Below are 12,381 nucleotides of genomic sequence, written 5' to 3' on the forward strand. Positions count from 1 at the left end.
CAGGGATGCGTCGCACGCTCTCGTCCCGAGCGTGCAACGTGCTGAGGAAGTGCGGTGGTACGAGCCCCCTCGGGCCGGTGGGCTCAGGCAAGGACGCGCACCCGAAGGACTGGCGGCCTGATCTTGGGAGCGCTCCCATTGGAAGCGCTCCCAACAGCACTGAGAACTTTTGGCGTGTGGCCGGTATCGTGTTGTGCTCTGGTCAAGCTGTCAAGAGGCAATGCACAAACCTGCACTTCATATGGCGAAGACCAAGGCTCTACAGCCCTGGAACTGGAAGCACTTCCAGTTCCTGGTCCCTGAATGGCCAGCATCTGCCCCCGTCGCCCACCGGGCGGATGGCAGTGGAACCAGGCCGGGGAAAGGGGCGCTTGACGCGAGGCCGAGAGGGAAGGCTCATGGATCATGGGGGAAATGTGCCGCGTCGGCAGTCGACGCTCGACGAGGTGGCCGCACGCGCCGGCGTCTCCCGCTCGGTGGCCTCCCGCGTCCTCAACAACGCCCCGCACGTCAGCCGCGCCAAACGCGAGGCGGTCGAGCGGGCCGTCCAACAGCTGGGTTACGTCCCCAACCCGACTGCACGCGCTCTGGCCACCCGCCAGACGGGAGCGGCGGCCCTGGTCGTCACGGGAGAGGATCCGTCCATCTTCGCGGACCCGTTCTTCGCCCAGGTGATCGTGGGGGCGTCGGCCGCCCTGGAGGAGGCCGACCTGCATCTGATGCTGTGTCTGGCCGCCTCCGACCGGGGCCGCAAGCGGGTGGAGGAGCTCCTTCGGTCCAGGGGCGCCGACGGCGTCATGCTGATGGCGCTGCGCGAGGGCGATCCACTGGCCCGTGTGGCAGAGGACGCGGAAATGCCCGTCGTGTTCGGCGGTCGCCCGGTCGGTTCGGCCCCCCGGTGGTACGTGGACGTCGACAACGCCGGCGGAGCGCGCGAGGCCACAGAGTACCTGCTCATCCGTGGCCGGACCCGTGTGGCCACGATCTGCGGGCGTCTGGACACCGAGGTCGGGCGGGCGCGGTACCGCGGCTACCGGGACGCCATGCTGGCAGCCGGCCTGGACCCGTACCCGCCGCAGGAGGGGGACTTCACCGAGCCCGGTGGAGCCGCCGCCATGGCCGCACTACTGGCGAACCATCCCGAGGTCGACGGGGTGTTCGCCGCCAACGACAACATGGGGGCGGGAGCGCTGCGCACTTTGCGTGAGGCCGGCCGACCGGTCCCCGCCGATGTCGCCGTGGTCGGCTTCGACGACCTGACCATCGCCCAGATCACCGATCCTCCGCTCACCACCGTCCATCAGCCCATAAAGGCTTTCGGACGGGAGATGGCCCGCATGCTCGTCGCACTCATCAACGGACAGGACCCCACCCCGCTGATCCTGCCCACCCGCCTGGTCACCCGCTCCAGCGCCTGACGGCCGTGCCTCGTGCCGGCGCGTCGCACACTGACGCCCCACCACAGGGACGGTCAGGTTGCGCTGCCGCTTCTTGGTCTGCGAGGGCGCCTGACCGGCCGGCTGGGACTCGGCCGGGCAACGCCGTGTGCCGGGGGCGTCTCGTGGCCGCGATCGCCGTACCGCCCGGCTCAGCGCGCCGCGCGGTTGGACCCTGCCGGCCCGCCGGTGGGTACGGCGGCTGTGCTGGAACGCAACGAGATCAGGGGGGTCAACAGGATGTGCCGAGGCGGTGTGTCCGGCGCGGCGATGCGTTCCACGAGCAGGGAAACGGCTTTCTCGCCCATTTCCAGAGCCGGTACGTCCGCTGCCGTGAGCGGCGGACGGAAGTCCTCGGCCCACGTCCTGGCCGCCACACCGGTGATGGAGAAGTCGTACGGCACTTCGAGACCGGCGTCCGCCAGCGCGCGCTGGATGCCGGGCAGGGCGGCCTCGTTGATGGTGGTGACAGCGGTGATGTCCGGATGGCTGCGCAGGAGCGCCTCGGCGCATTCCTGGCCGGAGCGGGCGTCGTCCCCGCACGGCACTTCGACGCCGTCAAGGCCGCGTTCCGCCACGGCCGCTTCGAAACCCTCTCTGGCCCTGTGCGCGGGGCCGTAGCCGGCCGAGATGAGTTCCGGGGAACGAGTGACCAGGGCCACCCGGCGGTGCCCGAGATCGGCGAGGTGCCGCACGCAGTGCTGGACCAGGCCGGCGTAATCGACGTCGATCCAGGACATCTGGTGGTCGCCGGCCGTGTGCCCGATGCCGACGAAGGGCAGCCCGGCTTCCTGCAGGCGCCGCGCACGAGGGTCCTCCAGGCGGATCTCCATCAGAATGACGCCGTCCACGCGGTTCTCCGAGACCAACCGCTCGAAGGAACGCTCGTGTTCCCTGCCGGAAGGGGACAGCAGCACATCCAGGTCGACCCGGGCGGCGGCGTCGACCACGCTGGCGACGAAGTCCAGTTGCATGTGTGTGAGCCTGTTGCCGGCCGGCGGGATGACGAGACCGATGGTCCGGGTCCGGCCCTCCTTGAGGGCCCTCGCGGTTGCGTTGGGGCGATATCCCAATTCGTTGATCACGTCTTGGATACGTCCGCGCGTGCTGGTGGCGACGGGTCGTTTGCCGCTGAGCGCGTACGACACCGTGCTGCGCGACACCCCCGCGCGCCGAGCTATCTCCCCGATGTTCATGAAGCTCCTCAAGGCCGCACTCAGGCCGAAAGGATACTGACGGGTGGTGGAGGTGCCGCCCGGTCTCGCCACACTCTGGCACGACCGACCTGTGCAACACGGCATCGGCGGCGACCAGGTGCGGGAACGCCAGGGCATGCAGATCGTCGACAACTCAGCATGATGGTCGTCGGCGGCGGAGTCGTGGCCGCTGTGGCCGAGCGGCCAGGTCTCACTTCATCGCGTCTTCCTCGGCAACGGCGCCACTTCGCTGCGACCGTGTGGCGCAAGATGATGAGTTCGCGGCGGTGGGCCGCGCGTACAGCGTTGCAGCCGCCCCGAGGGGCTCGTCATGGATGGCGCTGGACGAGCGCCAGGTGCCCTGCGGCGCCACGCAGATGGCTCCGCCGTGGCGGGCCCGGGTGGACGAAGGACGCAGGATGCCCGAGGGCCGTGAGTCCGCGAGGAACGGCGTCAGGCTGCCGGAACCGCCATGCGTTCCGCGTCTCACGTGGTGGCGGAAGGCGTGGAGCGAATCGATTCCACGCAAGCGCTTCGACGGGAAGCTACGACCGGCGGTGTGTGGGGTCAATGGCGTGCCGCGAGGGGAATGCGGAGCCGACGCGCGAGCCGAGCGCTCCGCCGCTTGGGCCAGTGCCCTGCGAACCGGCCCTCCGCCGTCCCGGTTTGGCAGCTGCGTCCCTGCTCACCGGTATGACGGCGGATCACCCGGATGATCCTGGCCTGGTCGTCGCACACCCGTGCGGCTCACCACGTCGGCGCAACGGGCGGTAACGTCGCCGTCCGCCTGTCGCCACGCCGCAACTCTTCGAGCGCGCCGAGAGCTTGCGAACCGCAGGAATCAGCCTTCGAATCGATTCCGCGACAACGTTCGCAGCAGTGGGCTCCGGACCCTTGACAGCCCCGCGAAACCGGGAGCACCGTCTCCCCCCGAAACCTCTCTGTAATCTCGCTGCGAAGCGGCACCTTCAAGCGCTTCCGGATGGTCAGCGCCACCAACACAGCCCGGCCGGGTTGCGTCGGCACGGTAGGGAGATCGGATGAGAGCCATACGTACAGGACGCCACCTGCCGTCCGGGCGCGGTGGCGTCCGACGGTTACTCGCGGCGGTACGGCACCGTGGCAGGCCGCACAGAGTGCTGGACCAGGCGCACGTTCCGCCGCCGGAGCGCTCGCCCCGCTCTCCGTCGAAAACGTTCGCCCGGGCGGGGGCCGCAGCCGCACTCCTCGCCGGGGCACTGGTCGGCGCCACGGCCACGGCCGGCACGGCTCGGGCTGCCACGTCCGGGCCGTGCGACATCTACGCGGCAGGCGGTACGCCCTGCGTGGCGGCGCACGGCACGACGCGAGCGTTGTACGCCGCATACAACGGGCCGCTCTACCAGGTCCGGCGTGCCTCGGACAACACCACCCGGAACATCGGCGTCCTGAGCGCGGGCGGGTACGCCGACGCCGCCGCCCAAGACTCGTTCTGCTCGGGGACGACCTGCCTGATCACGATCATCTACGACCAGTCCGGCCGCGGCAACAACCTCACCCAGGCGCCTGCGGGCGGTGCCGCGGGCGGCCCCGACAACCTCGCGAACGCGACCGCCGCGCCCACCGTGGTGGGCGGTCACAAGGCCTACGGCGTCTTCGTGGCGCCGGGCACGGGTTACCGCAACAACCACACCAACGGCATCGCGACCGGGGACAACCCCGAGGGCATGTACGCGATCTTCGACGGCACGCACTACAACGGAGGCTGCTGCTTCGACTACGGCAACGCCGAGACGGACAGCAACGACGACGGCAACGGCACCATGGAGGCCATCTACTTCGGCAACATCAAGGTCTGGGGCTACGGTTCGGGCAACGGCCCCTGGATCATGGCCGACCTGGAGAACGGCCTGTTCTCCGGAGTCAACCAGCACTACAACGCGGGCGACCCGACCATCAACTACCGGTACACGACCGCCATCATCAAGGGCGGCCCGAACCACTGGGCGATCCGTGGTGGCAACGCCCAGTCCGGAGGCCTGTCCACCTTCTACGACGGGCCGCGTCCCAACGTCCCGGGCTACAACCCGATGCGGAAACAGGGTGCCATCATCCTGGGCATCGGAGGTGACAACAGCAAGGGCGCCCAAGGCACCTTCTACGAAGGCGTGATGACCTCAGGCTATCCGTCGGACGCCACGGAGAACGCCGTTCAGGCCAACATCACTGCGGCCGGATACAGCAATTTCTCCGGCGGGACGAGCACCGGTGCGCTGCACGCGGTGGGCGCCGGCAAGTGCCTGGACGTGCCGAACTCATCCACCACGGCCGGCACACAGCTGCAGATCTGGGACTGCAGCGGCGCCGCCAACCAGACCTGGACCCTCACGTCCTCGGGCCGGCTGACCGTCTACAGCGGCAGCAGTCAGATGTGCCTGGACGCGTACAACAACCAGACCTCCGCCGGCACCAAGGTGGAGACCTGGCCGTGCAACGGTGGCGCCAACCAGCAGTGGCAGCTGAACTCCGACGGCACCGTCACCGGCACCCAGTCCGGACTCTGCCTCGACGTCACTGGCGCCTCCACGGCCAACGGCGCCCTGGCCGAACTCTGGCCGTGCAACGGTGGATCCAACCAGCAATGGAGCCTCAACTGACCTGAACGGCTCACGGCCCGTGGCCGGCTCACGGTCGGCCACGGGCCACTGCCCCGGAGCAGGTCTCCGCATGCCCGGCGCCCGTCGGGCACCTCCGGGATCTTCCGACCGTTCGGCCGCATCGCCCGGTCCCGCTCGCCCCGACCCCGGGCGGACGCGTCATGCGGGCGGCTTCGACGGCGAAGCACGTCACACCGCCTCGAGACCACCGGGCACACGCGCCACCACTGGAGGATGACGATGTCCACCGCCAGAGCGCTACGCGGCCTCCGGGCCGCCCTCGGTGGCTGCGCTCGTCTTACTGGCTGGAAGCGTGACCACGGCTGGGGCCGCAAGTTCCGTACCGGCCGAAGAGTCAAACGGCCGCCGTCCTGTACGTGGCACCGGATGCGGATCCCGGCGGGAACGGCACCGCCGACCAGGCGTTCGCCACCATCGACCGGGCACAGCAGCCGGCGCACCGGCTCTCCGCCGATTCGGACGTCGTGGTCTACCTGGCCGGTGGCACCCACCCGCTGTCCAAGCCGCCGACCTTCGGTTCCGGCGAGGGCAGCCGAACGGCCACACCATCACCCAGCAGGCCATGCCGGGCAGCAGCCGGTCGTGACCGGCGCCCAGCAAGCAACAGATTGGCAGGTACATGATTAGACGGAAGGGCATCTGGTCGGTCAACGCAGGCACCTTCCAGAACAAGAACAGCGGCCTGTGCCCGGACGTCTGCGGCGGCGGCAGCAACCTCCGCCGGCAGCTCGACCAAAGGCTCTGCAGGAACACGGTCGGCAGCAACCAGGACTTCACCACCCGCTGACCGGCTCGTCGGCCCGTTCACCCCACCCACTGTCCCGCACCAGTGAGGAACGCTGATGAAGAAGTACTCGGCACCCTTGGCCGCGGCGCTGACGGCCGCGCTCGGCATGGGCTGTGCACTGCCCGCGGCGGCTGCCACCGGCACCGAGGCGCCGCCCTTCGCCGTGCGGGCCGCCGCGCCCGCCACCTTGCGGCTGATGCCGTTGGGCGACTCGATCACCTGGGGCGTCGGCAGTCCGTCCGGGAACGGCTACCGGGGCTTTTTGTGGAACCGGCTGTCGGCCGAGGGGCATGCCCTGGACTTTGTCGGCTCGGGCCGGGGCGGCACCATGCCCGACCCGGACAACGAAGGCCACTCCGGCTGGCGGATCGACCAGATAGCCGGCATCGCGGACGGCGTGCTGGCCCGTTACCGGCCGAACGTGGTCACCCTGGAGATCGGTACCAACGACCTGAACGGCAACTACCAGGTCCCGACCGCAACCGACCGGCTCCGTGCGCTCATCGACCAGATCACCCGAGACGCCCCCGACGCGACCGTCCTCGTCGGCACCCTGATCATCTCCACCAGCGGCACCGAGGAGGCCAACCGGCCCGCGTTCAACGCCAAGCTCCCCGGAATCGTCCAGGCCGAGCAGGCCGCCGGCAAGCACGTACGCCTGGTGGACATGAGCGCTCTGACCACCGCGGACCTGTCCGACTCCCTGCACCCCAACGACAACGGCTACCGCAAGATGGCGGACGCCTTCAACGCCGGGGTCCAGGCCGCGGACGCGGCGGGCTGGATCAAGCCGCCGGTGTCCGTGGGCGGGCAGGTGCGCTCCGGGGTCGCGGGGAAGTGCCTGGACGTCAACGGCGGCAACAGCGCCAACGGGACCGCCGCGCAGATCTGGTCCTGCAACGGCGCCGACGCGCAGTGGTGGTCCGCGCGCTCCGACGGCACCTTACGGGCGCTCGGAAAGTGCCTCGACGCCACCGGACGCGGTACCGCCAACGGCACCAAGATCGAGATCTGGGACTGCAACGGCGGCGCCAACCAGCAGTGGCAGGCGTACAACGGCGGTTACCGCAACCCGGTCTCCGGCCGCTGTCTCGACGACCCCGGCTCGTCCGCCATCGACGGTACGCAACTGGTCCTGTGGGACTGCAACGGCGGGGCCAACCAGCAGTGGACCGCTCTGCCGGTCTCGTGAGCCCGTGACCCGACTCCACTCGCAGCACCGTCTCGCGGTCGGTGTCATCCCCCCACACACAAGGAGAATGATCCTTCATGTCCTGGCTCAATGAGCGGCCCCGTCTTCGCAAGGCCCTCGTCTCGGTCACCGGTTTGACAGCCGGCACGGTACTGGCCCTGGCGGGCACGGCGGCGCCCGCCGCCCATGCGGCTTCCGGCACGCTGGGCGCGGCCGCGGCCGGCAGTGGCCGCTATTTCGGCACTGCTGTGGCCGCCGGAAAGCTCGGCGACTCGACGTATTCCACGATTCTCGACCGGGAATTCAACATGATCACCCCGGAGAACGAGATGAAGTGGGACACCACCGAACCGTCCCGCGGCACCTTCAACTTCGGCCCGGCCGACCAGATCGTCGGCCACGCCACCGCGCACGGGCAGCGGATGCGTGGCCACACCCTGGTGTGGCACTCGCAGCTGCCCGGCTGGGTCAGCGGCATCAGGGACGCGAACACGCTGCGCAGTGTGATGAACAACCACATCACCAGCGAGATGACCCACTTCAAGGGCAGGATCTACGCCTGGGACGTGGTCAACGAAGCCTTCGCCGACGGCTCCACCCAGCACCGCAACTCGGTGTTCCAGGACGTGCTCGGCAACGGCTTCATCGAGGAGGCGTTCCGCACCGCGCGGGCCGCCGACCCCTCGGCCAAGCTCTGCTACAACGACTACAACATCGAGAACTGGACCGACGCGAAGACCCAGGGCGTCTACAACATGGTGCGCGACTTCAAGTCCCGCGGCGTGCCCATCGACTGCGTCGGTTTCCAGAGCCACTTCGGCGCCGGCGGCCCGCCGTCGAGCTTCCAGACCACCCTGGCCAACTTCGCGGCCCTCGGCGTCGACGTCCAGATCACCGAACTCGACATCGCCCAGGCATCGCCGACCGCCTACGCCAACACGGTGCAGGCGTGCATGAACGTCCCCCGCTGCACCGGCATCACCGTGTGGGGGATCAGGGACAGCGACTCGTGGCGGTCGGGTGAGAACCCGCTGCTGTTCAGCGGCAACGGCAGCAAGAAGTCGGCCTACGACGCGGTCCTGTCCGCGCTGGGCGGCGGTACGGGGAACTCGGGGGGCATCGTCTCGGACCAGGTGTACGCGCTGAGCGATGTCGCCACGGGGCGAGTGCTGGACGTGCCGAGCGGGCAGACGGCGAACGGCACGCCGTTGCAGGTCTGGGACGCCAACGGTGCTGCCGCGAACCAGCAGTGGCGGGCGAATCAGAACGGTGATGGTTCGTACACGCTGACGAATATCGGCACCGGGCGGGTTCTGGACGAGCCGGGTGGCCAGACCGGCAATGGCGCGCGGATGGAGCTCTGGGATGCCAATGGCGGTGCGAACCAGCACTGGCGGGCGAGCCGGAACGGCGACGGTTCGTACACCCTGATCAACGTCGCTTCCGGCCGGGCGCTGGAGATTCCCGGCGGGCAGACTGCCAACGGGGCCCCCGTCCAGATCTGGGACTCCACCGGCGGCGCCAACCAGCACTGGAACTTCAGGTGAGGTGATCGGCGCCCAGCGCGCGCTCCCGTCCGCGGTCCGTTTCGGAGTACCGCGAACCCACCCCCGCGTCCGGCACGGTGGCCGTCGCCGGACGCGGGTTCCGGCATGCCGTCATGGCGAGTGACCAGGATAAACATGGGATGTATCGAGTTCCGATTCGGTGAGACGCATGCATTGACTCTGTGTCAGGTGTGTGGGATCACTAGGAACATGGGATGTCTGAGTGTTCTCTGTGAGTACATTCGGGCCCGCTGACGGAAGCGGTCGACGGACCGCCCCGGCTGAATTCCCTCGGACAGGCACGGCACTCTCTGCGCCCTTCCCTCACATATTCGAGGAACAGAATGCAGCGTTCATCCGTTTCGCCCCGGAGCCCGGCTCATGGACCACGCTTATCGGCAACCGCCGCCGTATGCGTGATGGCACTCCTCACCGTGTTGCTGGCGACCGCGCCGACATGGTCGGCACCGGCATCGGTGGCTCCCCTGGTGAGCTCGGCGTCGGGGCGGTGCCTGGACGTCAGGGGCATGGTCATCCGGTCGTGCGACGGGCGGCCGACCCAGGTGTGGCGACAGAACTCCGACGGGTCCGTCACCGGTGTGGCGTCCGGATTCTGCCTGGACGTCAACGGAGCGGGCACGGCCAACGGCACCGCGGTCATCCTGTGGACCTGCAACGGTCAGAGCAACCAGAAGTGGAGCACCCCGACACCTCCGCCCAGCGGATCGGGCCCGTGCGACATCTACTCCGCGGGCGGTACGCCGTGCGTGGCCGCGCACAGCACGGTGCGGGCGCTCTACCGTTCGTACAACGGCTCCCTGTACCAGGTCAGGCGCTCCTCGGACAACGCGACCCGGGACATCGGCGTGCTGGCGCCCGGCGGCTTCGCCGACGCGGCGGCGCAGGACTCGTTCTGTGCGGGTACCTCGTGTGTGATCACGGTCGTCCGCGACCAGTCCGGACACGGCAACGACCTGTGGTACCAGGGCTCGGCCCAGGTCCCCGGATCGAGTCAGAGCAGCCCCGCGAAGGCGACCTCCGAGTCGCTGACCGCCAGGGGCACCAAGGCGTACTCGCTGTACATCAATCCCGGGAACAGCTACTGGCGGGACGGTCACCTGACGGGCGTGCCGACCGGCGCCGCATCCGAAGGGGCGTACATGGTCACCAGTGGCACGCATGTCAACAGTGGCTGCTGCTTCGACTACGGCAACAGCGAGACGACCAGGAAGGCCGACGCCGCCGGGGCGATGGACGCGGTCAACTTCGGTACCGAGTGCTGGTTCGGCGGCTGCTCGGGAAGCGGTCCCTGGGTGCAGGCCGATCTCGAATGGGGCCTGTACTCCGGCGGCAGCCAGTCCTGGAACACCAACCAGCGTGCCTTTTCCAGCAAGTTCGTCACCGCGATGCTGAAGAACAACGGGACGTCGAGGTTCGCCCTCAAGGGCGGCAACGCTCAGTCCGGCGGCCTGACCACCCTGTGGGACGGCGGGCTTCCCGGCGGATACAGCCCCATGAAGAAACAGGGAGCCATCGTCCTGGGGAGCGGCGGCGACTGTTGCAAGTCTGGCGGCGGCGCCAACCTGAGCGCCGGCACCTTCTACGAAGGAGCCATCGTCGCCGGCTACCCCTCCGACGCGACCGACAACGCGGTGCAGGCCAACATCACCGCGGCCGACTACCGCTGAGTCCCTTCAGCACCTGCGGCAGGCCGTGGTCCTCCCGCAGGTGCCGAAGGACGGCCACGCGACCTGCCCCCCGCACTGCAGGTGTTCTTCCACTACTCGTCCCAGGAGTCGATGACTTATGCCCATGACCACTGCGAGAGCCAGGCGCCTTCGGCCACTGCCTCCGCTGCTGTCCCTGCGCCGGATCCTGGCGCTCACGTTCTCGGCCGTGCTGCTCGCCGTCACCCTCCCCCTCCTCTCCCTCGCCACGGCGCAGCCCGCCGCCGCGCTCGGCAACGGGCTCGCGCTGACCCCGCAGATGGGATTCAACGACTGGAACGCGTACGGCTGCAGTGTCTCCGAGTCGCTGATCAAGTCCACCGCGCAGGCCATGCACACCAACGGCATGCAGGCGGCGGGCTACTCGTACGTCAACATCGACGACTGCTGGATGACCCACAGCCGCGATTCCGGCGGCCACCTGGTGCCGGACCCGGCCAAGTTCCCCGACGGCATCAAGGGCACCGCGGACTACGTGCACTCGCTCGGGCTGAAGCTGGGGATCTACGAGGACGCGGGCACCGCCACCTGTGCCGGATACCCGGGCAGCCTCGGCCACGAGAGCACGGACGCACAGTCGTTCGCGTCGTGGGGCGTGGACTACCTGAAGTACGACAACTGCAACAACACCGGCGTGCCGGCCCGGACCCGGTACACCGCGATGCGGGACGCCCTGGCGGCCACCGGCCGTCCCATCCTGTTCAGCCTGTGCAACTGGGGTCAGGAGAACGTGTGGACCTGGGGCGCGGGCGTGGGCAACAGCTGGCGCACCACCGGGGACATCACCGCCGACTACTCCAGCATGCTGTCGATCTTCCACAGCAACGTGGGACTGGCCTCCTACGCCGGCCCCGGCCACTGGAACGACCCGGACATGCTGGAGATCGGCAACGGCTCGCTGACGGCCACCGAGAACCGCAGCGAGTTCAGTCTGTGGGCGGAGATGGCCGCGCCCCTGATCGCGGGCACCAACATCTCCTCTGCCAGTGCGGACACCTTGTCCATCCTGACCAACTCCCGGGTGATCGCGGTCGACCAGGACCCTCTGGGCAAGCAAGGCACCATGGTGTCGTCCTCGGGCGGCCTGGACGTGCTGGCCAAGCCACTGGCCAACGGGGACGTGTCGGTGGCGCTGTTCAACGAGACGGGCTCGACGGCGACCATCACCACCACGGCGGCCGCGATCGGGAAGACCGGGGCGTCCACTTATACCCTGACCGACCTGTGGTCGGGGTCGTCCTCGACCACCTCAGGCACCGTCAGCGCCTCGGTTCCTGCGCACGGCACGGTGATGTACCGGGTCGCGGGCGGCACCAGCAGCGGCGGCGGCACCAGCGTGACCGGTGAGCTGCACGCGGTGGGGGCGGGCAAGTGCCTGGACGTACCGAACTCGACCACCACCGCCGGCACCCAGGTCGAGATCTGGAGCTGCAACGGCGGGGCCAACCAGATATGGACGCACTCCACGTCCAACCAGCTCACCGTCTACTCCGGCAGCGCCCAGATGTGCCTGGACGCCTACAACAACCAGACCACGCCGGGGACGAAGGTGGAGATCTGGCCGTGCAACGGCCAGACCAACCAGCAATGGACGCTGAACGCCAACGGCACGATCACCGGCGTCCAGTCCGGCCTGTGCCTGGACGTCACCGGAGGGGCCACGGCTGACGGAGCCCTCGCCGAACTGTGGACCTGCAACGGCAGCAGTGGCCAGCAGTGGAGGCTGGGATGAGTCCCCCTCCCCTCGGCCACTGGCAGCTTCGGTGCCGCCGTGCGGCGGCACCGCCACAGAGGAGGTCTCCTTGCTCGGATCAGCAACGGATCACCGGCGAAGGCGAT

The 12,381-nt window shown here is 68.9% G+C and carries 7 protein-coding genes and 1 pseudogene; 7 read left to right on the forward strand and 1 reads right to left on the reverse strand.

Features of this window, described 5'->3' with window-relative positions:
• Positions 1–398 precede the first annotated feature (398 nt).
• On the forward strand, positions 399–1,418 hold the full coding sequence (locus ABT186_RS12955; RefSeq protein ID WP_351222346.1) for a LacI family DNA-binding transcriptional regulator: 1,020 nt from the start codon (positions 399–401) through the stop codon (positions 1,416–1,418).
• 170 nt (positions 1,419–1,588) lie between these two features.
• Here the strand turns inward: ABT186_RS12955 and ABT186_RS12960 are convergent, their stop codons facing one another.
• Positions 1,589–2,632, reverse strand: coding sequence for a LacI family DNA-binding transcriptional regulator (locus ABT186_RS12960; protein ID WP_351925002.1), 1,044 nt, complete (start codon positions 2,630–2,632; stop codon positions 1,589–1,591).
• Between the two features lie 1,040 nt (positions 2,633–3,672).
• On the opposite strand from ABT186_RS12960, the gene ABT186_RS12965 reads away from it, so the two are divergent.
• From ABT186_RS12965 to ABT186_RS12990, 6 genes and pseudogenes are all read left to right on the forward strand, one after another.
• Complete coding sequence (locus ABT186_RS12965; RefSeq protein WP_351925004.1) at positions 3,673–5,268, forward strand: arabinofuranosidase catalytic domain-containing protein; 1,596 nt, start codon at positions 3,673–3,675, stop codon at positions 5,266–5,268.
• A 640-nt stretch (positions 5,269–5,908) separates the two neighbouring features.
• A complete protein-coding gene (locus ABT186_RS12970) occupies positions 5,909–6,076 on the forward strand; it encodes a hypothetical protein (protein ID WP_351925006.1) in 168 nt (55 codons plus the stop codon).
• Between the two features lie 55 nt (positions 6,077–6,131).
• Entirely contained in the window at positions 6,132–7,268 is a 1,137-nt protein-coding gene (locus ABT186_RS12975; protein WP_351925008.1) for a ricin-type beta-trefoil lectin domain protein, read from the forward strand.
• A 77-nt stretch (positions 7,269–7,345) separates the two neighbouring features.
• Positions 7,346–8,812, forward strand: a pseudogene (locus ABT186_RS12980) (glycoside hydrolase family 10 protein); the annotation flags it as partial.
• A gap of 422 nt (positions 8,813–9,234) precedes the next feature.
• Positions 9,235–10,503, forward strand: coding sequence for an arabinofuranosidase catalytic domain-containing protein (locus ABT186_RS12985; protein ID WP_351925010.1), 1,269 nt, complete (start codon positions 9,235–9,237; stop codon positions 10,501–10,503).
• A gap of 124 nt (positions 10,504–10,627) precedes the next feature.
• A complete protein-coding gene (locus ABT186_RS12990) occupies positions 10,628–12,274 on the forward strand; it encodes a glycoside hydrolase family 27 protein (RefSeq protein WP_351925012.1) in 1,647 nt (548 codons plus the stop codon).
• The last annotated feature ends 107 nt before the right edge of the window (positions 12,275–12,381 follow it).

Origin of the sequence: Streptomyces sp. NPDC001634 (assembly GCF_040298185.1) — a bacterium.
Classification (GTDB): domain Bacteria; phylum Actinomycetota; class Actinomycetes; order Streptomycetales; family Streptomycetaceae; genus Streptomyces.